The organism is Xenorhabdus griffiniae (assembly GCF_037265215.1).
Lineage (GTDB): Bacteria > Pseudomonadota > Gammaproteobacteria > Enterobacterales > Enterobacteriaceae > Xenorhabdus > Xenorhabdus griffiniae.
Genome location: NZ_CP147737.1, coordinates 738655 through 762348 on the forward strand (window position 1 = coordinate 738655; position 23694 = coordinate 762348).

Sequence of the window (23694 nt, forward strand, 5' to 3'; positions counted from 1 at the left end):
GATGGGGCCAGCAAAGCACTCGGTAGTCTCAGTGCCGGCAGCCTGCTCCAGGGCGGCGGGTTTGCCGGCGGGGCCAGCAAGGCACTTGGCGCACCGGGGCTGGCCGTCAAAGCTGCGGCGGGTAATCTGGGGGCAGGCAAGATCCTGCAGCAACTGGGCCAAAAACTGGGGCTGGGCGGTGACGGGCCCGCGCCCAGCGGCCTGCTGTTTACCCTGACCGCGGGCACCTTGCCGGCACAGACCTTTGTTGTCACCGATTTCAGCCTGACCGAACACTTTTCGCGTCCCTTTGCGCTGGAAGTGGGGCTGGCCAGTGCGGACGCCGCCATTGACTTTCCACTGGTGCTGGATCGCACGGCAACACTCACTATTCTGCACAATGGCATTGAACAACGCAGCATCACCGGCATCGTCACCCGCTTTGAGCAGGGCAACACCGGCTTACACCAGACCACCTACCGGATGAGCATCCGCCCCGACCTGTGGCGCACTACCCTGCGGCAGAACTCACGCATTTTCCAGCAACTCAATATTGCCGGCATTATTACCAAAATCCTCAAGGAGCACCACATCCGCGACGTGATATTCAACCTGCGCCACCCACACCCGGAGCGCGAATTCTGCGTGCAATATCAGGAAAGTGACTTCAATTTCCTGCAACGGCTGACCGCAGAAGAAGGTATTTTCTACTTCTTCGAATGCAGCAACGGGCGCAACACGCTGGTGTTCGCCGATGACTGCGGCTCGATACCGCCGGGCATCCGCCTGCCTTATCAACCCGGTGAAAGCAGTACGCTGGGGGAACCGGCGGTCAGCAGCCTGACCCATAGCGCACAGGTGCGCCCGGCTCAGGTGCAGCTGAAGGACTACACCTTCAAGAATCCCGCCTGGCCGGCAGAATTTCACCAAAAAATACGGGACGAAAACCTGCAACAGCTGTACTACGAACACTATGACTACCCAGGCCGCTTCAAAGACGAGGCGCACGGCAAGGCATTCACCCGCTACCGACTGGAGGCATTGCGCAGCGACGCCGTGACTGGAGAAGGTCGTGGCAATGCGATTGCCCTGCAACCCGGTAAATTGTTTATTCTCGATAACCATCCCCGGGAAGACCTGAACCAGTCATGGCAAACCATCTCCACCCGCCACAGCGGCAGCCAGCCGCAGGCACTGGAAACCGTCAGTTCAGGCTCTGGCACCACGCTCAACAGCCATTTCTACTTCATCCGCCAGAACCAGAACTGGCGCCCGGCACCGTTACCCAAACCGGTGATTGATGGCCCGCAAATAGCCAAAGTAGTCGGCCCGGCTGGGGAAGAAATCTTCTGTGACCAGTACGGGCGCGTGCGCCTGCAATTCCCGTGGGATCGTTACGGCAAGAGCGATGACCAAAGCTCCTGCTGGATACGTGTCAGCCAGCCGTGGGCCGGTCAGGGCTGGGGCATGCTCGCCATTCCGCGTATCGGGCAGGAAGTGGTGGTGGATTTCCTGCACGGCGACCCGGATCAGCCCATCATCACCGGCCGCACCTACCATGCCAGCAACCTCCCGCCGGGCGCACTGCCGGGCAGCAAAACCCAGATGGCCTTCCGCTCCAAAACCCATAAGGGGCAAGGGTATAACGAACTGCTGTTTGAGGATGCGAAGGGCAGTGAACGGCTGGCGCTGCACGCCCAGAAGGACATGTACACCAAAGTACTCAACAACCGCGATACCCATGTGCTCGCCAACCACACCGAAACCGTGGAGAAAAACCAGGCCATTAAGGTCAATGAGAATAAAGAGGAAACCGTCACCCTTAACAGCGCAGAAATCGTGGGAGAGGTACGCAAACTCACCACCGGCAAGGATTACATTATCACGGTCGGGACGCATAAGCAGGTCAACGTCGGCAATACCCTGGCTATCACGGCCGGGGAGGTGATTGAGCTGCGCTGTGGTGCGAGTGTCCTGCGTATGGACAGTACCGGCAAAATCACGATACAGGGCAGTGAGTTCAAATTTGACGCCAGCGGCGCGGTACAAATCACCGGTAAAGATATCGATCTGAACTAAAAGGAAGCCTTAAGATGGAATTTCGTAACCTGACCCCGTTTGCGGTCATGAATTATTCGATGCTCGATATTGAAGATACTGAACATCATGTCGCCGTGATGAAAATCGGCTACCAGCTCCTGTCCGCCGGGCAGGGGAAATACCGTGCCGAATTGCTGCCGGCACCGCCATTGTGCTTACAGGATGAATATCGCGGCACCATGAACGCCTCACAAGTGTTGCAGGAAAGTGACCTGGCACCGTTTAAACCGCGCTGTGACGTGATTGTCAACGGCACAGCGTATGCACCGGAGAGCCAGCCCTGTACCGAATTCCCCGTACGATTGCAGGTGCAGAGCAAGCAGGGACAGATGTTGCTCGACAAAACCCTGACCGTGACCGGCGAGCGGGAATTTCTCCGTGACACCCACGGAAACTGGCAACTGACCGAACCGAAACCCTTTACGTCTTTGCCACTGGATTACCGCTATGCCTTTGGCGGAGAGTGCAAAATCTACGCCAATGATGACGCCAGCCCGCGTCTGAAAGCATCAGATTGCCTGACAACAGAGCAGCGTCAGAAGCATCCTGACGGGGAGAAAGCCCCCATCGCTCACGCCACCTGCGAAACCAATCCGCTGGGAACCGGTTTTATCACCCCGTGGTATGCCGAAGCTAAACAGCTTATCGGCTATCCGGCACCGCGTATTACCCGACCGGATGCGCCGTTTACTATTGCGCATTTTACCGCCCAACTGAATGGTACATTGTCATCCGATACACCTGCCTGCCAGCCACAGGGAATGGGCTTTATTGGTCGCCCGTGGCTGCCCCGTCGTGCATTAGCGGGCACTTACGATAATAACTGGCTTGAACATCGCCATCCTTACCTACCGAAAGATTTTGATTTCGGTTATTGGAACGGATCTCCGACAGATCAACAAATTGAGTGGCCGGCCACGGATATCGCCATCACCCTGAACGGCCTGACACCGGGTGGAAAACTGCATGTCTGCCTGCCAGGACACCGCCCGTTTATCCTACTACGAATGCACAACGGCGTATTGTTGCCCGTACCGATGCGCATAGACACCCTCATTATCGACAGCAATGCCAAAACGCTGCACCTGACCTGCCGGCTGAATTTCAGGGCTGACCAGCCTGTGCGGGTCGCGGAAGCGCGATTTGAAATTAACCCAGATGCCCCATTACTCAAACTGGCTCCACTGGAAGAGGAGAAAAAAGATGGCTGATAACTACACCGCCCGTACCGCAGGTGATTGGATGATTGTCGGCATGCTGCCGGATGTCTGCAAAACCCCGATGGGTGCTTCTACGCCGCCGATCCCCTACCCGGTGGTGGCGAAACTGGCCGACAGCTCAGCCCCGGAGAAAACCGTGCGCGCCAACGGCCAGCCAGTGGTGGTGTTTGCCGGCAGTTTTGTGCCTGCCACAATCGGTGATCAACCGGGCGTAGCCAATGGCGTCAAAAGCGGCACCGTGGGCGCTAAGTGTCACCCGAAAGCACACACCCAGACCGTGCGCGCCGGCAACAAACTGATGCTACGCCACGGGGATGAATTTTGGATGAACGGTGAATAAGGAAAAATCATGACAGAAAACAATGGTGCCAGGGTAAGCAGCAAAGCGACAGATCAGACAGAAAAACCGATCGGTCAGAAAGATCCCGGTACCCATATTGAATATCCCAAACCAAATTCCCCATTACCGAAAAAAGTCCGGGATGACAGTCCAACTGGGGAAGGCAACACGATAGGGAAAATTGTCGGGCAGGCCACAGCAGCAAAAGTATCAGCGAAAGAAGCCAATTCTATTCCTAAAGTCGAAACACCAGAAGAAAAAAGTTGGTGGGAAAACGCCTGGGAGACAACCGTTGAAGCCAAAGACAACGTTGTGGACTGGGCGAAAGAGAAAGCGGGTGATCAAGCTGAAGCGATAAAACATCCGGTTGAGCGCACTAAGGGTCTGGCAAAAGGTACCTATAATACCTTGGTCGGACTAGCAGAATCCTATGCACAAGGGGCTTATATGATGAGCACCGAGGATTCAGAGGAAGCCGCGCGGTGGTATGAAAAACAGGGTGAACCTGAAAAAGCGAAGATAATACGTGAAGTTCAAGATACTCAGAAAAAGCAAGCTGGGACACCAATTCTGGATGACTTGAAAGCAAAGGCCAGCAATCGAGCACAAAAAGGGGGAATGTTTGAGGCCGAGCTGACAATGGTTTTAGCTCCACTCCCTGCGGGGAAAACCCGTGTTATAAAAAGTGGTGTGACTGAATTAGCCTCTGTCACCAGTAAAGCCAGTCATGCAGTGGCCACGAGTGAAATTGCAGCAGCAAAAAAAGCCGTTGAAATAGAAGCTAAATCAGTGGCAACAGCGGAGAGTAAACTGGCAACCATAGAAACAAAAGTGGCTACGGAAGCGCTTTCAAAAGAGGCTAGAGATGGTATTAAGATCGGCGGTAGACCTAAAGAAGCAGCGCCTCATAATAAGCCGGAAAACAACACAACGGATCAAGCCAATAACAAATCCAGTGACAAAAACGGCAATAACCCGGAAAAAACCACGGGCGGCGGTGATCCAGTCGATATGGCTACCGGCGATTTCCTACAGGTCTGGCCGGTCATAGCTATCCCCGGCCTGTTGCCCCTCACCATGACCCGCACCTACCGTTCCACCACTAATCCTCGTGGCCTGTTCGGGCCAAAATGGGCCGATGACTGGTCGCGTCAACTGGTGCTGGATGACGGCCAGGTGCGCTACACGGATGCTGCCGGCGTAGTCTACAACTACCCCACCCCGGACAACACCGTCTCATCCCGAAACAAGCACCTGCCCCACTGCCTGCTGACCGGAGAACTGGACGGTGCGCTGAGCCTGACCGACAGCCAGACCCAGTTGACCCATCATTTCAACGCCATGACGGGCAATATCCGCCGCCTGTCCGCCATTACCGACCGCCGCCAGAACACTATTCATTTTCATTACGACAAACAGGGTCACCTGGCGGAAATTGTGCGCAATGACGGCATCCGGCTAGTACTGGACTACCAAGATGCGCAGCTAAAGACGATTGACCTGATTAATGGTGACCACCAACAGCGCTGGGTCACCTGCGGCTATGATGCACACGGCTATCTAGCAGAGTGCGATGCCTTCCAGCACAACCACCTGTGGCATGAATACAACGCACAGGGCTGGATGACTCGCTGGCATGACACTGACCAGACCGACCTGTCGGTGACCTACGATGCGCGCGGCCGCGTGCTCAGCACCACCTCGCCCAGCGGCTACTGGTGTGACCGTTTTCGCTATGACGATGGCACCTGCACCACCACCTATCTGGATGCGGAAGGCGGCAAAAGCCAGTTCATCTATAACCCAGACGGGCAGGTTATCAGGGAGATTGACCCGCTAGGGCGCGTCACCCGCCGTCAGTGGCAAAACAGCCAGAAAATATGGGAAGCAGATCCCGCCGGTAATGTCACCACCTTCGGTTACAACCCGGATGGGGCGCTGACGGAAGTCAAGCTGTCAACTGGTGAAATTTTTGCTTACGGTTATGACGAACATGGGCAGCTTATCGAAAGTGTGCTGCCGACCGGCGAGCGCTGGAAATTCCACTATGATGAGCAGGGCAACCTGACGGCGCTGACTAATCCACTGGGGCACAGGGAGGAATACCAATACGGCACCCACGGCGAACTGCGCCAGCGCCTCCTTCCCGATGGACGTGAGTGGCACTACACCTACGACAAGCAACTGCGCCTGGCCAACATCATGACCCCGGATGGTGAAAATACCGGGCTGGAGCTGGACACACTGGGACGCCTGTGCGGCGTCACTAATGCCCTGAAGCAACAAACCCGCTACCGTTACAGCGACGACCATGCCGGCCTCCATCGCAGCCTGACCGAAATCACCCTGCCCGATGGCGTCACCCAGAAACTGGCCTATGACAGCGAACGGCGCGTGGTCGCAGTGACTGACGGCGAAGGCCATACCACGCGCTACACATACGGCGCATTTGATTTGCTGACACAGGTGACCCGGCCTGATGGCACCACGCTGCGCTTTGGCTATGACCGCCTGACCCGGTTGAACTCAGTGACCGCCTCCACCGGCGAAACCTATCGCTATGAGCGGGATGCCGCCGGGCAGATTACCCGCGAAATCGATTTTACCGGACGTATCCTTGAGTATCAGTACGATAAACTGGGGCGTCGCACCCAAGTACAATACCCCGATGGTCAGCAACTTCGCTGGCACTATTCGACGGCGGGGTTGCTGGTCAGACAGGAAAGCTGGCAGCCGGAAGAGAATCAGTTAGTCCTGAAAGCGACCACCACGTACGAATACAACAAACGGCATCAACTGGTGAAAGCCACCAATGCTGATGCGGTGGTGGAATATGAGTATGACAAGACCACCGGCCTGCCGATCTGTGAGCGTATCAACGGGCGGGCAATCACCCGCAAATGGGACAGCCTGACCGGACGCTTGATCAGTGAAAGCCTGGGTGGTCATACCCTGCACTTCGGTTATCACTCGCTGTCAGGAACACTCAATCACTTCCAGTTCAACCAGCATACCCCGCTGACGCTCCGGCATGATGCGCTGGGACGGGAAACGGTGCGCGAAAGTGCCAACGGGTTTATCCTCGCCAGCCGCTACACTGCAACGGGTTTACTGGCCCATCAGTCAACCGGGCGGGACAGCGCCTTTTTCCAAGAAGCGTTGGCTCAAAACGATCCGCACTTTCCCCCACAAGCGACCGCTGTCAACCGGAGCTGGCAATATGACCGAGCCCGTAACGTCCTGGTCATTGACGACAGCCGCTGGGGGCATACCCGTTATCATTACAATACCAACGACCAGATCCTAAGCACCCAATTCCATGGATTCCGCTCAAATGAAGAACAATTCAGTTACGATGCCAACGGTAACCTGAGCCAACATTTGCCTGTCGATGCACAAGGCGCGATGGAGCAGTTCATGCAACGCCAACAGGCCGGGCGGGTGGTACAGCGGGGTGATTCGCATTATCACTATGATGATAACGGCAGACTTATCGAAAAAATCGAGCAGCGTGACGGCTTCCGCCCGCAAGTTTGGCGCTACCGCTGGGATACCCAAAACCAGCTCACCCATTTGGAAACCCCGGACGGCACGCGCTGGCAGTACAAATACGATCCGTTTGGCAGAAGAATTCGCAAAATTAAGGAGCGCGATGGAAAACTGACTGCCGCTAACTTGCAATTGTGGCTTGACGGTAAGCCGGATCTACCCGAAAACCCGAAATCGCTCGGCGGTTACGATTACCTGTGGAGCGGTAACCAACTGATTGAGGAAGTGCCGTACCAGCTTGACGGCACCCGGCTGGAAGCGCGCCGCGTCCGTTGGTTATATGAACCGGGCAGCCTGACGCCGGCAGCGCGTGTTGAGCGGGGCAAACTACACTATACTGTCAGTGATCATCAGGGTACAGTTCGGGAGATTCTTAGCGAGCAAGGTGAACTGACCTGGAGCCAGCGGCTGAGCACCTGGGGTGAGTCTGAACGCGGCGCAGGCGTACCTTCCCATCACCCGGATTACCACGTTCAGTGTCACTTCCGGTTTTTAGGCCAATATTTTGATGAGGAATCCGGGCTTTGCTATAATCGCTTTAGGTATTACAGTCACGAAACGGGGCAATATATTAGTCCTGACCCGATAGGGTTGCTGGGCGGGGTGAATCCTTACGGCTATGTGTTCAATCCGGTTAAATATATAGATCCTTATGGGCTGGAGGGTTGTCCTCTGCCGGAAATCAAAGGTACTCAAGAAGGATTCAAAAAACCACATCAAATTGATGGTATCAAGAAAGATATGCTGGATGGTAATTATGACTTTACAGCAGATAAAGGTAAAATTTCTGTTCTCGTTGATAATAAAGGTGTCTATCATGTTTCGGATGGGCATCATCGAATGGCTGCGGCAATGGAAATACATAAAGAAACTGGAAATGATAGATATATTAGAGAGTTGTTAAAGAATGCTAGAAAAGATAGACAAGATACAGTTCCATCTTCGCGGCCTATGCCATCAAGAAATTGGTGGGGAGCACTAAGAAATAAATGGGGATTTTAAATTGATGGACAAAATAACCATATATAGTGAAATGCTTAATATGGCCTTATCTTATATAAGAAATATTCAAACATTCTCAGCTTTTAAAAAAGCGTTTGATAAAACTTGTTATCATGAGGCAGAGCTACTACATGATATTGTAAAGTCACTATCTCAATCTGAAATGACCGAGCACGATATCTTTTTTTTAAATAATCATGCTCGCTACTATCTAGAAAATGCTAGTCCCAAGTATTACAACAATTATAATTCACATAGAAAAAATATTAAGCTACTCTTTAAATTGGTTCCTGAACATCTAAAAAACAAACTTGAGTGGCAAGGGCCGTAATAATATTTTTTATTTCAAAGAACAAAGCTGGAAAGGTTTCTATGATCTTCCGGCTTTGCTTTTAAGAGCCTAAGAGCCGCTCATTCTCTGCCCTTAGCTGCTCTTGCAGCCGCCAAGCAGTTCCCGCATATTGAACTTAATCTCACTGAGCGGGTCTTGCTGGCGCTGGTACTGTTATCGCAGTCAGGAATCAGCACCAGACAGCCGTCCATGATTTTGACGGTCAGGGTACAGCCCTTTATCAAATCCCCCCGCCTTAAGCCACTGCCCTTTAAGATGGATTACTTGGCCTTATCATTTTGCGGCACATATCTCACAATGTAATAACGCTCTATTTTCGCAGCCTTATTTATACACGGTTTTGCCTAGAATGTACCTTAACTATCTGAACCACGTTCAGTTCAACCAGCATGATGCGCTGGGACGAAAAATTGTACACTGGTCTGATGCCAGCATCTGACCACCTGGGGCCCCGCGGAAAAACGCGGCGGCGTGCCGTCCCATCACCCAGATTACCATGTTCAGTGCCATGTTTGTAACTACTTCGCCTGCAAAAAACAGAATTCAAGCCAAAATAGATACCGCCCTTCTACCTGAATGAAAAAATATAAGACAGTATGAATCTACAATAGTTGTGCCTACAGCTACTAAATTACAAGTCGGTAAGGTTAAAAACAATTCACTCTATCTGGCACCAAATTAGAAGGAGGGGCTGACCAAGTAGTCTTACCTATGAACTATCCTATGATTTGGGTAAAAGATGTCAGGTTTGTAGATTGAGAGGTCAGTTTAAATATGGATAAAGAAAGATTAATATCAGAAATAGATAAAGCTATCGAATGGATGGAGGATGAGAAAAAAACAATAAAAATCAAATAAAAGGAATGATATATTTATTTGCAAGAACCAAAGAAAAAATCATCAAAAATGAATTATTACGTAATGAAATACGCGGTTCAGCAAGAATGTATGTCGAAATGTATAGTGATTATATGAATCCTATGCTGAACTATCTTGATTACGTTGAAAAAAATATTGATGAGTTTTTGAAAAAATAGTTTAAACTTGAAGATTCCCATAATCATCTGGATTTCTTCTATATACCGAGACATCAGCATTCAGCATAAATGACAAAATAGGATGGCTATGTTTACATATAAAAATAACCCAATACGCGCATTTTATACACAACAATCAGTTAGAGTATATCAGGCTTATTCTTCAATTATTGCTGATAGTGCAGTAAAAAATAATAAATTCGTTTCTCCACCTTTTAGTATGACGCGCATGACATGGATTAAACCTTCATTCTTATGGATGATGCATCGTGCAGGTTGGGGAATGAAAGACAGGGGTCAGGAACGTATTCTGGCTATTGATATCTCTCATGAGGGATTTAGAGACATTCTTCAGCAAGGCGTTATTAGTCATTATGACCCTGATTTGTTTCATTCCCAGGAGGAATGGAAAAAAGCAGTTCAACAAAGTGATGTGGTTATCCAATGGGATCCTGAACGAGACATCCATTTAAATAAGTTAGAACAGAGAACCATACAGATTGGTTTGCGTAATCAGGCCGTGGAACATTATGTAAACCAATGGATTATCAACATCGAGGATATAACGAGTAAAGTACACCGTATTCATGAGTTGGTAAAAATGAATAAACTGGATATGGCTTACGATTTATTACCGGAAGAAAGAATTTATTTGGGATAATCCAGTATTTTTCCTCAACAATCAAAAAGGAATAACATGATAACGGTATACCAATATATTCATGACAAGATGATAAAAGACAGAGAAAAAATGCGTAACTATTTACTGGGTCCGTTGGATGAGAACCTTCCTGATGAATATAAGCCAATACGTGATCTTTATTATAACGGTTCAGATGAAGGAAAAGCATTTGTGGAGAGGATGATCATCAAAACAGCCGATAACATTCTGTTTTCTCAATTGGAAAAAATAGACAAACTCCGGTTTTTAGAAAATGGCAAGGATATGTTTTCCATGATGTTAAACCCTAAAGAGTATCATGACAGTGGGGTTTTTGTTCCCGAAAACCTCAGTTTTTGCTCAGTAATGAAAGAATTACTTGAAGAGGAAAAAAATAATCCTACGTCGCCATTTGTTTATTGAATGGGTTTGATTAATAAGCTAATTTCAATAATCGATCCCCTAAACAATTTTAAAACATGTTTAGGGGAACAAAGAGCGTGAATTAAGCCCCGGTAAAGTGCAGCTTCAAACCCAGTGCTTTTGATATTTTGTATATCGTATTAAATGACGGGTTGCCACCATAGGATAATGCCTTATATATCCCTTCCCTGCTTATTCCTGATTCTTTAGCGAGTTGGCTGATATTTTTTGTTCTGGCAATGTTGCCTAACGCTTTGAATAAATATTTTGTATCGTTCTCTTCGATAGCAGCATTTAAGTATGCCTGAATATCTTCTTCCGTTTCTAAAAAATCCACCACATCAAATTTTTTTGGTTCTGTTTTCATGTTAAAACCCCTATTCTTTCGCGAGTTGTTTGGCTTTTTTATATCGGCCTGCTGGCTGTTTTTATCTCCGCCACAGAGTAATAGTATTATTTCGTTATTTTTATGAGCAAAGTAGACACGATAGTCCTGCCCGTAATGTATTCTGAGTTCCGAAACACCGTTTCCCACCGGTTCAACATCACCAAAATTTCCCTCTTCCATTCTTTCAACCCTGATTAAGATCTTGGTTTTTGCTATCCTGTCTTTTAAGGATTTTAACCATTTTTCAAAATGTTGAGTCCTTTCAATGGTTATCATGCTCACCCTCATTATTGTATATAAATAACATGGCTCGCCAACTATGGTTAACACACTAACGCCATCAGCAATAAGAAAAGTACGCCACGATTCAGGCAGGTATCCGGTCAGAACCTATTATCAGCATAATTTTGCCGTAGCCGAGGGCAATTTGAACGGGATGATCCAGCAAACCAGTTTCTGTTAGCCAGTTGCCCGCCAGATAGAGTTCGCCATTGTCACGTACCCAATCGATACCTTGCTTCGGGTTATCTTCCACCGCGTGGAACAAAGCAACCGGGTCATCGCCAGGCTCCACCAATGTCAATATCAGTCCGTTGTTATATTGCGTGATATGAAACACGGCATTGGCTGTAAATCCCATCTGTTGCATGTCTTCACCCCTTAACACACATTCCGCCCGTTCAGCATTGACAGTAGAAAAATTAAGCTCCATAGGTTCCTTCTTTGTTTAATGGGTAAAATAAAATGCGAGCTGCTTTGCAAAAGAGAAATTTTGCCATTTAAGCGCAAGCGCAGCTCACACAGTTGTGATCAACATTATGTTTTAACTGATAAAATATGAAATTATGCGTTTAACCCAGCAGCTTTCTGCTTAATTTGCCGGGAAATTGCTGTAACCAGTGTGCCACAGCGATATCATCCCATTCGCCTTCATTCAGGCTTTTTAAGCAGTGCCACAATTCATGAAAATTTTGGGCGGTGATGATCAGACAACCGGGCATCACCCTGATTTTTAACGGATCGTGAATGGAAAATCCGGCTTCCAGCAGCCATTTTCCACTTAAGTTGATAGCCGGAATAGTGCGGTTAATCCCCTTGGGGCGGTAAACCACTTTTTGATAACGTTCCGGTTGGGAAATTTTGTAAATCCGGGTACTTGCTGTAGAATTCGCGTTAGCCATAATAACTACCTCACTTAGTTGTTGCGGTTAGCGGTTTTATCGTGTTCCTAGCACGGTAAAGCCGCGTCGAAATTTCACCACCCACTCTATCGCTCGCCCAAATAACATACCACTGACAAAATTAACCTTTGCAAAGCGGCTCGCAAAATAACGACAGGGAATGTATCCCATTGCTATTGACCATTGAATATGGAATGACGCACAAAATTTGCACTATTCTTTATTTAGTAGTAACATAACTACATCACTAATTTAAGTAGGCGGTGCTGCCATGACTATCACGACCCTATCCAGCCGAGAACTGAACCAGGACGTTACCCGCGCAAAAAAAGCGACCAAGAATGGCCCCGTATTCATCACCGATCGCGGCAAGCCCGCTCATGTACTGTTGAGCATTGAGGACTACCGCCTGCTGACAAAGCAGCATCGTAACATTGCCGATTCGCTGGCCATGCCGGGCGTGGCGGATATTGAGTTTGAGCCGCAGCGTGTGATGCTCGAAACCCGTCCGGCCGATTTCTCATGATGTACGTACTCGATACCAACGTAGTGTCCGAGCTACGAAAAATTCGGGCTGGGAAGGCCGATCCGAACGTGGCGGCATGGGCTGAAAGTGTCGATGCCTCTGACCTCTATGTGTCCGCCATCACCATCATGGAGTTAGAGCTGGGCGTTTTGTTGATTGAACGTAAGGACACCACGCAAGGAGCTATGCTGCGTGCGTGGCTGGAGCAACACGTCTTGCCGGAATTCTCCGGGCGAACCTTGCCCATCGATACCGCTGTGGCGCAACGCTGTGCCCGGTTACACGTCCCTGACAAGTGCAGCGAGCGTGATGCGCTGATTGCGGCGACGGCGCTTGTGCACGGTATGACGGTCGTCACGCGTAACGTCGCTGATTTTCAGTCCACAGGGGTGACGATCCTCAATCCGTGGAAGTCGACCCAATAAAGATGATCGGAAAATAGCCGCTATCGGGTTACGATATGCGCCGTTTAAGCTCCTTCAGGAGGTTATTCAGTTTCTCAATGGCCTGCGCATTTTCCACAATGGATTGCTTGTGACGCACATTGGCTCTGGCCTGCTCATCCAATTGCTCCTGCAAGCGCCGCCCGGTTTCAGCATCCAGAAAATGATCCCGGCTAGCCTCCACTATCCAGCCAGTATCATTGGATGCGGCACCGCTGACCAGCGCCGTCCACGCCGAGGTATTACCTGATTTGTCCACCAGCCGTGCCCGGAAGTAGAGCCGCTCCCCAGCCGTCATTCCCTGTAAGGTGTGGGTGTGTTGTGGATAGGGAATATCAGCGAACTGCATGTCAGCGCCCTCTTCCCCGGTTCTGCTGTAGCCGATCTCCGTTTTCAGGGGGAACTCTATCGGGTCAGCAAAGTCCCAGTCCAGCTGGATGCCGAAGAGTAGCGGAGTGGTTCTGAGTTCGAGGGGAACCGAGGGGCGGTTCTTGTCGTTTTTCAGCTGGATAGTCTCCGTATTCACCCAGATACTGGATATCTCCGCCGCATTAACCGCCCTGATCCGCGCCTGATAGAGTCCATCATCGCTGACTGGGATATCAATGCCCCGCACAGCGGTGCGGGGAGCGGTTATCCAATTATCGTTGTCCTTTCGCCATTCGACTTCATAGGCCACAGCACCCTCCGCGCCATGCCATGCGATATCCAGAATGGTGATGATAATGCCTTGTCTGAATGTATAGTATTTGCCTATTTGGACGTTCTTCGGTGCTGGCTGGGTGCTGTAAGGGAGCACGGAAACAGGGCGTTCATCAATACGGGGTTTAGCATCAATAAGGGCGTATTTGTTGGGGTTGTGTTCAACCGCCGTGATGTCAAACGACACGCCGTCCTCCCCCGCTTTGATACCAATAACCCGGAAGGGTTGCTCCGCGACATAGCTGGAGTCAATGGCCCAAACTGCGCCTACCTCAGGTGATTCTGAATAGGCATAGCCACGGTCACTCACGGAGACATTCTGTCCGTTGATCGCTGTAATAAGGTCTCTTTCTGCCTTACCGGAAGGCAAGTTGATGACAAGCCAGTCCCCCACTTTTGCCGACGGCACCCGATCCAAGATAAAGTATCGCCACCGCACGGCCTGGATACGCCCGCTCATCCCCGCCCCTGACAGCAGGTTATCCGACACGCCGATAAGGTAACCCGGCAGGGGAATGTAGCCCTCCAGTCCCACGGTGAAAGTGACGGTCTGGTCATGTTCGTTGCTGTGCAGCACCCATTTACCACGCCGGTGAGCCTCACTCTGGCTGGTGCAACCGATGGCGGTGATATCAGCCTGCCGGATACCGTAGCGACGTATCAGGCTGTGTTCAAACACCGGTTCGATAGCATCTTGATAGCCGTTTTGCGGATCGGACCAACTCACCATGGCCGTAGAGTAATGCGTTTTCTCGCTGGCACTGGAATAGGTAAATTTGCCGTCACGCACATTGGCACAGGTAAAGAGATAATCCATGTCACGGGGTATGTCCGCCAGCACATTCATGTTGTTATTGGCCCAGAAAGTCATACCCCGGAAGATCCCCGCAATATCTCGCAATACAGCCCAGGCGTCTTCCTGTGACTGAATATAGACGTTACAGGTGAAACGCGGCTCTTCGCCGCCTACGCCATCCAACACAGTCTGATCACAATATTGCGCGATGCGGTACAGACCCCATTTTGTCAGATTCAGGTTTTCCGCTCTCACTCGGGTGCCGATGCTGAATCGGTCATTGAGCATCAGGTCGTACAGCACCCAAGCCGGGTTATCGGTCCATGCCCATTTGAAGGTGCCATCCCAGTCGCCATAATAACGGCGGCTGCGCTCCGGGTAATAATTTGTGGGTACACGGATGATGCGCATCTTCGGTTCACACGAGATTTGCGGGATATTGCGGAACTGTTTAGCATCAAACTGAACGAATAACAGCGCGGTTTCGGGGTAGCTTAATTTGGCGTCGATGACGTCGGTGATGGCTTCCACCATCATGGTATCGGCGATCCGGTTGCTGTTCTGTTTTGGCGTCAGCCGCCGAAGGCGCACCTGCCAGCCGGAATGGGCTTTGGGTAAATCCACCCGGTGGGAGCGTTCGTATTTGGTGGTGGTTTTGCCATCAACAGCAGTTTTCATGATTTCCTGATAGGCTCCCCCGTCTGTGGCGAGGTCAATGGCATATTCAATGCGATACCCCACCGTGTCCCCGTTATCTTTTTGCCGCTGCAACTGGGGCCACGATAATCGCAGGCGGATCGCCGACAGTTGGGTATTGGTGACCGCCGTCACCCATGAATTGACCAGCTCGGTGCCGACGGTCCGGGCATTTTCGACCGCCGGCATACCGGGGATATATTCCTGATGAGGAGTGCCGGGACGGAATTCCCATTTGACTCCTTCAAAATTGGGCATGCCGTCGGAACCGATAAGCGGCGTGTTATCCAGAAAAATACGACGGCCATCCAGCTCTCCCGCGAATTCTCCCTCACCGAGAGCAAGGATAATTTTGGTATAGGAGGTGGACTGCAGGGAGTCCGGTGCTTCCACTGGGATGTGTGGATTCCGGTTGCCGCCCTTGTTGCCCTGAATAGGGTGTTTTTCCATCTTCATCCTCAACGTGTTATTGCTGATCTTCAGCGTAGATTCCAGCAGAGATAACAGCTCCCCCGATACGGCGTCTGCCGTAACCGATGGGGACAGGATTACCCTGAGCAACGGTGTTCACCGGGCCACCGAAGGCATAGGACGGTTTGTTGTCGGGATCTTCACGCCGGGCCAGTCCTCCCGGGGTCGGAGAGAGCATCTGTACCACGCCTCCCAGCATCATGCCCACCCCCGACATGATCATGGGTGCTCCCCATGGAGTCGCCCACATCACTGCGCCAGCAACCACCATAACTGCGCCCAAGATAGTTTGGAAAATGCCCCCTTTTTTGCTGCCGATAATTATCGGGGCAATACGGATAGTGGCCTCGCCGGGAAAGGCCAGTTCGTCACGCGTAAGATTGCGTTTACCATTGAACACGGCAAAAGTGATTCCGCGTGCTTTTGCCGTCAACAGAAAGTGTTCAAAGCCCTCAATCAGGACAGACAGCGCCCGGATCGCTTCCTGTGGGGTGGCAACGGCCAGTTTGTGTACCCGCCCGAAGCGGGCACCGAGTACACCGTATAACCGGATGGTTCTGAGTGTGTTCATGAAGTTACTCCGATAAAAAAAACGCAGGTGCGGGAAGGTGGTGATGGCGCAGGGTAACCATGGTGCGCTCCTGCCAGTAGCCGTGATAAGGTTCCCGTTTGCTGAGCTGGCCGTACAGGTGGTGCAGCATCAGGCCGTCACCCAGATAGAGACCTGCATGGTTGGGTTCGTCGGCCTGCACCTGCATAATGATCACATCTCCTGCCTGCAATTCACCGTGGCAGAGGACAAAACCTGCTGCCGCATAGTGTTTCATATACAAATTTTCGCCCCGCTCCCACCAGCCATCAGTGCGGGCAAAATCAGGTATCGAGATCCCGCGTTCTGATCGATACCAGTCCCGCACGATGGCGTAACAATCCCAAATACCGTGTACAAACGGGCGACCAATCAAGGGTTTTATTCCCTCAGTCGGCATCACGGTACGAATATCTCCCTCTGGCCAAGAAGCTATCACCCACGGCACTTGTGACAGGTCACACTGGGCGATATCCAACTGACTTGGTTGCGTCGTCGCGTCGGGGTGGCTATGGACAATAGCCACCAGCGTACCTTGATCTTCGGCTGCCGCGTAATCGTCAGGATGAATGCTGAACTGCTCAGTCGGTGCTGCAGCAGTATTGCGGCACGGGAGATAGCGTTGCCGACGATGGTGTTGGATGACCAATCCGCAGCATTCGGCCGGATAGGTGTTCTGGGCGTGTGCCATGATGGCGCGGATAATATGTTTTCGCAGCATCACCCTAGTCACCGCCTCAGCATCGCAGAACCGGGGAAGCCGCCAAAAGGTAACTGTGCTGTGTCACCAAAACGCTTTTTGCAATCGCTCATCAATCCCCCGCAGCTGTCTTTCGCCGGATCATCAGTCGGATGCCCCTTCCCATCAAAATAGCGGGTGTCGGTATAACCACACGGCGACTTTCGGTACTGTCCGCGAATGCACCAGGTACACAGGCTATGAATTTGACGCGTCGGAATTTTAATGCCCTGTAAATCAGCCGGGGAAGAGAGGGAAAACTGGATATTTTCGTTATCTTCCCGCGTCTTACTGTCGATGTAGAAAACATCGATTTTTTCCTGTGTCGGATCAGCTTGCGGATTCCCGTCAGGGAAATTACGGGCATCCAGATAATGCGCAAAGGTCATGCGGATCGTGACCTTTGCCTGCACCATATTCTGATAGGCCAGACACAATGCGCTAATCGAGCCATCCAAGTTGGCGACATTCAAGGTGGGCGTTACCGCCCGACCATCGCCGGTGATTTCCAGCCCCTCGATACTGACAGGCCAAGGTTTGTATTCCACGCCTTGCCACCAGAGCGATTTCACCGGCAGCGTCTCGCCGCTTGCCAGTTCGACGTCGGTCAGAGGGATGGGGTGGCTGTGAAAAAAGAGTTCCGGTCCGCCAAAGGCAGCGCCGTCAACAGAAAATAAGTGGATTTTGCTCCCCGGCTCAAGTTGTTGGAGATCAGTATTCAAACTCATCGGCTAATCCTCTTTTCGGTGTGTAAATAATAGGGGTGGTAAATCCGATTCAGGGTGACAGACAGGGTGAAGTAAGTATTGTTGGCCTGCAGGCTGAATTTACCGGCCTGATACAGCCCCAGTTCAGACAGGGGATTGCGCCATTTGAAGGCACGCCAGCCTTGATGTTCGCGCAAAAAATCCACGATAGGTTCGATGTCAGACCAAACACCCACAAAAGAGAGTGGCCACTGTTCCCGCAAGGCGTTCAGCCCCTCCCCGATGCTCTGCCGGTAACCGTCACCGAACTGCACGGAACGCACTACCGGCTCGAATTCCCCTACCGCGCCAACGCGGGCAGGAAAATCAAATGTTTTTATTTTTACCATTAACGTCCTCCTCGAATAGCGGCACTCAGTTCACCGCCCTGGCTTAAACTTTTATTCAGTAACAACCTGAAACGCTGATCGACGAATTTAGCGATATCCTGCCCGGCCATTTCCATGCCACGGGCGGTTTTTACATCACGGTCTCCATTGGCATGGATCACGATATGCACCTGATTGATAGTCTGGTTGCCGGCGCTGCCACTAGTCTGCACGCCCAATGTGCCATTTGGATCGCGTTTTAACGGCAGGATAGCTTCTGGCCCGGCTTCGCCCATGACGCCACCGCCTTGAGCAAACGCAAACAGGGTCGGTTGACTAACAATCTGCCCGCTGTATTGGCTCAAATCCGCTGATTGATAAATGCCCCCTTTGGCATTCGAAATGGGGCTTTTCCAGACCGCAGGGGTGACAGTCGAGCCAGATCCAAGTGAAGACAAACCGCCTCCGGATGAGGCTAGTGAACCCATTCCGGCACCCGCCATGCCGCCAAATAACCCCGACAAGGCATTGGTGATCATGGCTTGCAGGGCAATCCGCACCAGATCCTGAATAAGAGATTGCGCCAGTGAGGCAGACAATTCTTTCAATGAGTCAGAAAATGATTTTGTGCCCATTAACATGCCGGTGAGGGCGCTGCCGGTCCGTTGCTCCACCGCATCAAGCAGGTTGATTTGCATCTGCTGAAAATAGCCCTGTGAGGCATACAAGTCTTTGGCGGCGGCAAACTGCGCATCTTTAGAACGATGGTTTGCGGCCGTCATTAATTGTTCATAGCGTTCTTTGCTGATAAGGCCACTGCGGTAGTAGCTGTCGTAGAGGGCGGTTTGCTCGGCAAGCTGGTTTTGCAGTTGGATAACCGGATCGACCTCACCTGCCATATCCAGACGAGGTGTGGCAGTCTGTCTGGCTTGCTCGGCCAGTTGGTCTTTCACTGACGTTTGAGACAAGATTTGGCGGGCGGATAAATATTCCTGCTCTGTCAGTAACCGTTCTCTGAACAAGGCGTTCAGTTCTTCGCTGGCTTTTCTTTCCTGCCGAATCAGAGCGGCTGCCGGGGAATATTTTTCTGCCAGTTCCAGTCGCTGTCTTTGGTGGTTTTCGGCATTGAGGGCGGTTAGATGTTGAATTTCCTGTTGAGAAACTAAACCGGATTTCCTGACTGCATCCAGTTTTCGCTGTATTGCCTGTTCACTCAGGATGATGCGCCCCAAACTTGTCGTGTGCGCCGTTTCAATATCAAGGCGCAACTGACGATATTGGTTCAGGATCTGGGCGCTTTTCCCTTTCTTGTTATCAGCACCATCGTCACCGGTCCACGGATTACTCGTACCACCGCCATCTTTGTTATTAGATAGTGGCTTGGGTTTTTCGCCAGCTTCCAGCGCTTTCAATGCCGCCTGAGATGCTTCAAGCTGTTTCTGATGAAATTCCGTTTTGAGCGGTTCGCTAAGCTGCTCAGTGTCTTGCAGGTGAAAGTCCTGCCGCAGTAGTTGGTTGATTTGACTGCGTAGCTATGGCGTACGTGTGGATGGTGACTGAAACACGGGAGCAACGCCGGATAAACGTGACCCCTGACCCAGACTGTGGGTGCGCGCAAGTATGCAGCCCGTAACGCAAGTGAACCTGAACAAGCCTCGTAAATTTCAGCCATACCGTTATGCTGGGAGAGTGTGGTGTAGGGTGATCCTGCCGAGCCTTTAGAATGGGGGCGAAGGCCAGTGAATCATGATGGATTAACAACCATATGAAGTCATGACAGGGATCCGGGGTATTGAGGATGGGATGCATGTATAGCACTGAGTGGAACGAACGAGACCTCTCCCTGTCGTAGTCTAACCCACTGCGTAATCAAAGATATAAGGTAACCGCTGAAATTCTGAGAGATGCAGGATAGAGGAGTCGGAGGAGGTCATAGTACTGTTGATGGTAGGGACAACATAACCTGACCGTAGGGAAGGACCTCTACTTCTGTCATGCCTGTTGTTACAGGAGGTACTACGTGATTGCGAAAGCTCTAAACACGGCATTTGAAAAGGTACGAGTACTGCAACGCAAGCTATACCTGGCAGCCAAGGCGGATCCAAAACGTAAATTTGGTGTTCTGTATGACAAGGTATGTAGTGGTCGTGTGCTTGTTATGGCATGGACGCAGGTTAAAGCCAATAAAGGTTCTTCAGGAATTGACAGGTTAACAATCGATAAGATTGAAACTGAAATTGGTGTAGGTAACTTTCTGCAAGACATCCAGAAGAAGCTAGTTCAAAAGAAGTACTCTCCTCAACCGGTGCGTAGGGTTTACATTCCTAAACCGGATGGAAAGGAAAGACCACTGGGCATACCTGTTATTGAAGATCGTGTAGTTCAGGCAGCAGTAAAGATAGTCATAGAACCGCTTTTCGAAGCGAGTTTTAAAGATTTTTCATATGGCTTTCGGCCTCGCAGAAATGCGCAGCAGGCGCTGAGAGAAATCTATAAGTGGCTAAATTTTAAATGTTACTGGGTGGTAGATGCTGATTTGAAGTCTTATTTTGACACTATCCCCCATGATAAATTGTTGTTATCGGTGAGAACCAGAGTCATAGATCGCTCAGTTGTGAAACTGATTGAAATGTGGCTGAAAGCTGGAGTAATGGAAGAGGGAAACCTGAAAGCGGGGATAGCAGGAACTCCACAAGGAGGCGTGATATCTCCACTACTGGCTAATCTTTACCTGCACTGGCTGGATCATATCTGGGAAAAAGAGGGATTCAATCAGCGTGAGCATGACGCTCATCTTGTTCGTTATGCCGATGACTTTGTCATTTTGTGTAAGAAAGCACCGAGGTTTTATCTGGCTCAAGCCTGTAAGGTACTTGATCGGCTTGGATTGACGCTAAATACCGAAAAGACGAAAGTCGTTCATGCAATAAAGTCACCGTTTGACTTTCTGGGGCACAGGTTTGCAGTGCAGCCGTCCAAAAGGGATGGAAAATTGAGAACCTATTACTACCCCTCACCAGAAGCGATGAAAAGAGTAAAGCGAAAGATTCGTGAAGTGACACGAAAAGGTCAGCATCGGGATCTTCCGGAGCTAATCAGAACAGAAATAAACCCAATCCTTAGAGGGTGGGGTAATTATTTCAAGACGTGCAACTCCCGGATGCATTTCAAAAGCATCGCAAATTACACGATATGGACACTCTGTATTATGTTGAGGAAGAAGCACAAGAAGCGAACTAAAGGATGGAGGGACCATCCGCCGAGCTGGTTCTACAAGTATCACGGGTTATTTAAGTTGTATAGTCTGTCGATAAACGGAAACGAAGTCAGTCGGTATGCTCGCCTTGTAACGTCGTAATGCAGCAGGAAGAAGACAGTCGGAAAGCCGTGTGCGGGAAAACCGCACGCACGGTTTGACGAGGGGCCGCTGGGGAGATGACATCAAACTTGAGGCCTACTCTACTTTAAGCGCTTTTTCGTATTCCGCCTCTGCGTGTATAACGGCTTCTTGTGCTTTCTTTTTGTTCGCCCACAGGCCGCCAATCCCAACACCGGAAACAATATTTTTCTTACCCTGCAAATCAAGCCATATTTTGGCGGTTTCCTCTTTTTGCTTATCCAGTGCATCCCGGTGTTTTAGAACCTTAGATGACAGTTCGATTTTGGAAAGCTGCATCAACGCCTCTTTTGTTTCGAGCACGGCATCCTTTAAATTGGTTGCACTTTCGCGAGCCTCTTGCGCCCGTTGATGGAAGTAATAGATAGCAGAACCTGCCAGCATCGCCGCCCCGAACGGCCCACCGATCAGAGCAAGCGCACCACGGGCAAATCCCCCGGCAACAGATAATGCTCGGTAGGAAAAAGATAAGCGGCGATTAGCGGCCTCAAGCAACTTTGTTGCTCTTTCCTTTTGTCTGAAAGCCTCGGTTTCCTGCCGATATAACGCTTTTGATTCTTTAGCGTAACTAACGAAAAGACCATGCTGCCCATTGAGCTGTCGCAACCTTTCGATATGTTCGCCCTGACGCTGAGTGAGCTGAATGGTGGCATTGGCCTGCTCAATCGTGCGTCTGGCCGTTTCCGCTTTCTGTTTGGCAGCACGGCGAGTGGCTTTTTCCGTTGCCTTCCATGCGCTGATATTTTCACGTAACCCCGCTGTCATTTTTATCGCCATAACGGGCAATAAGGTATGTAAAGCAAGATGAATTAGGGTGTTAAAGTTCTCAGAAAGGCTATTAATCGCCGTGGTGACTCCCTGTACACCTGTACGCAACGGACCATCTGCACTTTGCCCGATGTTAATCGCCATTCCTTCAAACGCACTGGTCAGCACATCCAGATCCGCTCCAAGGTTATTAGCGCGAGCGCCCGCCTGCTCATAGGCAACTTGCGTATCCGTCAGGGCTTGGGTCAGTTCTTGCAGCTTTTCTCGCCCAGTCACTAAGTTAGACGCCGCACTGACATTCGCCCGACCAAATAACTTTACCGCTTGCGCTGTAGAGAAGTTTTTGCCAGTTAAATATTCCAGTGCCGACGACAACCCCACCACGGAAGGTTTCAGCTTCTTGTCAGTGGAACGTTCCAGCGCCAGTATCACATTACGGATCGCCGTGCCTGCCTCGCCGCCTTTGATGCCCCGCTCTGCCAGTATCTGAATAGCAGCGCCCAGTTCCTCAAAGCTGATCCCCGCCAGCGCGGCGGCTGTACCGCCGTTTTTAATCGCCTGAGCGGTCTCATTGATTTCAGAAGAACCATATTTCGCGCCCGCCGCCAGCACGTTGATAAAGCGGTCGGCTTGCTCGGCACTCGCCCCGAACTGGTTGAGTGATAACGCCAGTGCGCGGGTGGCATCGGGCAGATCAATGCCGGATGCCTGCGCCAGTATCACCGCTTTTTCGGTTGCTAATGTCAGCGCCTCTGTGCTGTTCAGCAATTCCGGTTTGGCTGAGGCCATCAGCTTGAAGGCGTCCGCAATCCGGGTAGCGCCAAACTCTGTGGTACGCCCGATACGTTGGGCATTTTCATCCAGTTTCTTTAATTGCTCGCCGGTTGCACCGGTAATGGCGGACAGGTCAGACAGCGCCTGCCCGTATTTGCGGGTATGGGAGATAATCGTATTCAGTGAAAAGCCTGTGCCTGCCAGTAACGCCAGTTGCCCGAAGACCGATTTGATCTGTGATGCCAGTGAGCTGTAGGTTTTTTGCAGCTTTTTAGCCTCCGCCACCGATTTATCGGTAAAGCGTTGTGATTCCTGCCCGGCATAGCGATAGGCATCCATGATCTGGGATTTAAACGAGGTCGCGTTAACCAGCAAGCCGACCGTCAACGTGGATAAATTAGCCATAAATTAACCTAATAATTTCATCACGGCATTACACTGCGCTTTCACCGTATCACGGGGAGCTGATGCAGGTACGACAGGCGC

The 23694-nt window shown here is 50.8% G+C and carries 20 protein-coding genes and 1 pseudogene; 10 read left to right on the top strand and 11 right to left on the bottom strand.

Going from position 1 to position 23694, the window contains the following annotated elements:
- Positions 1 to 141: 141 nt before the first annotated feature.
- The 7 genes from WDV75_RS03200 (at position 142) to WDV75_RS03230 (ending at position 10663) form a co-directional block, all read left to right on the top strand.
- Positions 142 to 2058 (top strand): type VI secretion system tip protein VgrG, encoded by a 1917-nt coding sequence (locus tag WDV75_RS03200; protein ID WP_273571320.1) that lies wholly within the window; start codon positions 142 to 144, stop codon positions 2056 to 2058.
- Positions 2059 to 2072: 14 nt separating this feature from the next.
- Complete coding sequence (locus tag WDV75_RS03205; RefSeq protein WP_273571297.1) at positions 2073 to 3290, top strand: DUF2169 family type VI secretion system accessory protein; 1218 nt, start codon at positions 2073 to 2075, stop codon at positions 3288 to 3290.
- Complete coding sequence (locus WDV75_RS03210) at positions 3283 to 3639, top strand: DUF4150 domain-containing protein (RefSeq protein ID WP_273571299.1); 357 nt, start codon at positions 3283 to 3285, stop codon at positions 3637 to 3639. The genes WDV75_RS03205 and WDV75_RS03210 overlap by 8 nt, the downstream gene beginning before the upstream one ends.
- Positions 3640 to 3648: 9 nt before the next feature.
- Positions 3649 to 8190, top strand: coding sequence for an RHS repeat-associated core domain-containing protein (locus WDV75_RS03215; protein WP_273571301.1), 4542 nt, complete (start codon positions 3649 to 3651; stop codon positions 8188 to 8190).
- 4 nt (positions 8191 to 8194) lie between these two features.
- Positions 8195 to 8521: a hypothetical protein gene (locus tag WDV75_RS03220; protein WP_273571303.1), complete on the top strand. Its 327-nt coding sequence runs from the start codon at positions 8195 to 8197 to the stop codon at positions 8519 to 8521.
- Positions 8522 to 9667: 1146 nt separating this feature from the next.
- Positions 9668 to 10240 (top strand): DUF4291 domain-containing protein, encoded by a 573-nt coding sequence (locus tag WDV75_RS03225; protein ID WP_273571305.1) that lies wholly within the window; start codon positions 9668 to 9670, stop codon positions 10238 to 10240.
- A 90-nt stretch (positions 10241 to 10330) separates the two neighbouring features.
- A complete protein-coding gene (locus WDV75_RS03230) occupies positions 10331 to 10663 on the top strand; it encodes a transposase (protein WP_273571307.1) in 333 nt (110 codons plus the stop codon).
- An 82-nt stretch (positions 10664 to 10745) separates the two neighbouring features.
- On the opposite strand, the gene WDV75_RS03235 is transcribed toward WDV75_RS03230, so the two are convergent.
- The 4 genes and pseudogenes from WDV75_RS03235 to WDV75_RS03250 all read right to left on the bottom strand — a co-directional run bounded on the left by WDV75_RS03235 (position 10746) and on the right by WDV75_RS03250 (position 12232).
- Positions 10746 to 11030: an addiction module antidote protein gene (locus tag WDV75_RS03235; protein ID WP_273571322.1), complete on the bottom strand. Its 285-nt coding sequence runs from the start codon at positions 11028 to 11030 to the stop codon at positions 10746 to 10748.
- An 87-nt stretch (positions 11031 to 11117) separates the two neighbouring features.
- Positions 11118 to 11339: pseudogene (locus WDV75_RS03240) on the bottom strand (type II toxin-antitoxin system RelE/ParE family toxin); the annotation flags it as partial.
- Positions 11340 to 11418: 79 nt separating this feature from the next.
- Positions 11419 to 11763 carry a SymE family type I addiction module toxin gene (locus WDV75_RS03245; protein WP_273571308.1) on the bottom strand — a complete coding sequence of 115 codons (345 nt, stop codon included), beginning with the start codon at positions 11761 to 11763 and terminating at the stop codon, positions 11419 to 11421.
- A 139-nt stretch (positions 11764 to 11902) separates the two neighbouring features.
- Positions 11903 to 12232, bottom strand: a complete 330-nt coding sequence (locus WDV75_RS03250) for a SymE family type I addiction module toxin (RefSeq protein WP_273571310.1) — start codon at positions 12230 to 12232, stop codon at positions 11903 to 11905.
- 271 nt (positions 12233 to 12503) lie between these two features.
- Here WDV75_RS03250 and WDV75_RS03255 point away from each other — a divergent pair, with 271 nt between their 5' ends.
- Together WDV75_RS03255 and WDV75_RS03260 are read left to right on the top strand one after the other, a co-directional pair.
- The gene (locus tag WDV75_RS03255) at positions 12504 to 12758 is read left to right on the top strand and encodes a type II toxin-antitoxin system Phd/YefM family antitoxin (protein ID WP_273571311.1); all 255 of its coding nucleotides are present in this window, start codon (positions 12504 to 12506) and stop codon (positions 12756 to 12758) included.
- A complete protein-coding gene (locus WDV75_RS03260; protein WP_273571324.1) occupies positions 12758 to 13183 on the top strand; it encodes a type II toxin-antitoxin system VapC family toxin in 426 nt (141 codons plus the stop codon). The genes WDV75_RS03255 and WDV75_RS03260 overlap by 1 nt, the downstream gene beginning before the upstream one ends.
- Before the next feature lie 28 nt (positions 13184 to 13211).
- Here WDV75_RS03260 and WDV75_RS03265 read toward each other — a convergent pair whose 3' ends face one another.
- The 6 genes from WDV75_RS03265 to WDV75_RS03290 are packed head-to-tail and all read right to left on the bottom strand — an operon-like array spanning position 13212 to position 19681.
- Positions 13212 to 15845 (bottom strand): host specificity protein J, encoded by a 2634-nt coding sequence (locus WDV75_RS03265; protein ID WP_273571313.1) that lies wholly within the window; start codon positions 15843 to 15845, stop codon positions 13212 to 13214.
- Positions 15846 to 15861: 16 nt separating this feature from the next.
- Positions 15862 to 16437: a tail assembly protein gene (locus WDV75_RS03270; protein ID WP_273571315.1), complete on the bottom strand. Its 576-nt coding sequence runs from the start codon at positions 16435 to 16437 to the stop codon at positions 15862 to 15864.
- 4 nt (positions 16438 to 16441) lie between these two features.
- Positions 16442 to 17176, bottom strand: coding sequence for a C40 family peptidase (locus WDV75_RS03275; protein ID WP_273571317.1), 735 nt, complete (start codon positions 17174 to 17176; stop codon positions 16442 to 16444).
- A gap of 8 nt (positions 17177 to 17184) precedes the next feature.
- On the bottom strand, positions 17185 to 17922 hold the full coding sequence (locus tag WDV75_RS03280; protein ID WP_273571318.1) for a phage minor tail protein L: 738 nt from the start codon (positions 17920 to 17922) through the stop codon (positions 17185 to 17187).
- The gene (locus tag WDV75_RS03285) at positions 17919 to 18290 is read right to left on the bottom strand and encodes a phage tail protein (protein WP_273571319.1); all 372 of its coding nucleotides are present in this window, start codon (positions 18288 to 18290) and stop codon (positions 17919 to 17921) included. Before WDV75_RS03285 ends, WDV75_RS03280 begins: the two co-directional genes overlap by 4 nt.
- Positions 18290 to 19681 (bottom strand): hypothetical protein, encoded by a 1392-nt coding sequence (locus WDV75_RS03290; protein WP_338860676.1) that lies wholly within the window; start codon positions 19679 to 19681, stop codon positions 18290 to 18292. The genes WDV75_RS03285 and WDV75_RS03290 overlap by 1 nt, the downstream gene beginning before the upstream one ends.
- Before the next feature lie 608 nt (positions 19682 to 20289).
- Here WDV75_RS03290 and ltrA point away from each other — a divergent pair.
- A complete protein-coding gene (ltrA, locus tag WDV75_RS03295; protein ID WP_338803455.1) occupies positions 20290 to 21627 on the top strand; it encodes a group II intron reverse transcriptase/maturase in 1338 nt (445 codons plus the stop codon).
- Positions 21628 to 21723: 96 nt separating this feature from the next.
- Here the strand turns inward: ltrA and WDV75_RS03300 are convergent, their stop codons facing one another.
- The gene (locus WDV75_RS03300) at positions 21724 to 23613 is read right to left on the bottom strand and encodes a phage tail tape measure protein (protein ID WP_338860677.1); all 1890 of its coding nucleotides are present in this window, start codon (positions 23611 to 23613) and stop codon (positions 21724 to 21726) included.
- Positions 23614 to 23694: the final 81 nt, after the last annotated feature.

Excerpts from the sequence above, each read along its gene's own strand:
- WDV75_RS03205 (WP_273571297.1), top strand. The coding sequence starts at position 2,073 with ATGGAATTTCGTAACCTGACCCCGTTTGCGGTCATGAATTATTCGATG.
- WDV75_RS03210 (WP_273571299.1), top strand. The coding sequence starts at position 3,283 with ATGGCTGATAACTACACCGCCCGTACCGCAGGTGATTGGATGATTGTC.
- WDV75_RS03215 (WP_273571301.1), top strand. The coding sequence starts at position 3,649 with ATGACAGAAAACAATGGTGCCAGGGTAAGCAGCAAAGCGACAGATCAG.
- WDV75_RS03220 (WP_273571303.1), top strand. The coding sequence starts at position 8,195 with ATGGACAAAATAACCATATATAGTGAAATGCTTAATATGGCCTTATCT.
- WDV75_RS03225 (WP_273571305.1), top strand. The coding sequence starts at position 9,668 with ATGTTTACATATAAAAATAACCCAATACGCGCATTTTATACACAACAA.
- WDV75_RS03230 (WP_273571307.1), top strand. The coding sequence starts at position 10,331 with ATGCGTAACTATTTACTGGGTCCGTTGGATGAGAACCTTCCTGATGAA.
- WDV75_RS03235 (WP_273571322.1), bottom strand. The coding sequence starts at position 11,030 with ATGAAAACAGAACCAAAAAAATTTGATGTGGTGGATTTTTTAGAAACG.
- WDV75_RS03245 (WP_273571308.1), bottom strand. The coding sequence starts at position 11,763 with ATGGAGCTTAATTTTTCTACTGTCAATGCTGAACGGGCGGAATGTGTG.
- WDV75_RS03250 (WP_273571310.1), bottom strand. The coding sequence starts at position 12,232 with ATGGCTAACGCGAATTCTACAGCAAGTACCCGGATTTACAAAATTTCC.
- WDV75_RS03255 (WP_273571311.1), top strand. The coding sequence starts at position 12,504 with ATGACTATCACGACCCTATCCAGCCGAGAACTGAACCAGGACGTTACC.
- WDV75_RS03260 (WP_273571324.1), top strand. The coding sequence starts at position 12,758 with ATGTACGTACTCGATACCAACGTAGTGTCCGAGCTACGAAAAATTCGG.
- WDV75_RS03265 (WP_273571313.1), bottom strand. The coding sequence starts at position 15,845 with ATGGAAAAACACCCTATTCAGGGCAACAAGGGCGGCAACCGGAATCCA.
- WDV75_RS03270 (WP_273571315.1), bottom strand. The coding sequence starts at position 16,437 with ATGAACACACTCAGAACCATCCGGTTATACGGTGTACTCGGTGCCCGC.
- WDV75_RS03275 (WP_273571317.1), bottom strand. The coding sequence starts at position 17,176 with ATGCTGCGAAAACATATTATCCGCGCCATCATGGCACACGCCCAGAAC.
- WDV75_RS03280 (WP_273571318.1), bottom strand. The coding sequence starts at position 17,922 with ATGAGTTTGAATACTGATCTCCAACAACTTGAGCCGGGGAGCAAAATC.
- WDV75_RS03285 (WP_273571319.1), bottom strand. The coding sequence starts at position 18,290 with ATGGTAAAAATAAAAACATTTGATTTTCCTGCCCGCGTTGGCGCGGTA.
- WDV75_RS03300 (WP_338860677.1), bottom strand. The coding sequence starts at position 23,613 with ATGGCTAATTTATCCACGTTGACGGTCGGCTTGCTGGTTAACGCGACC.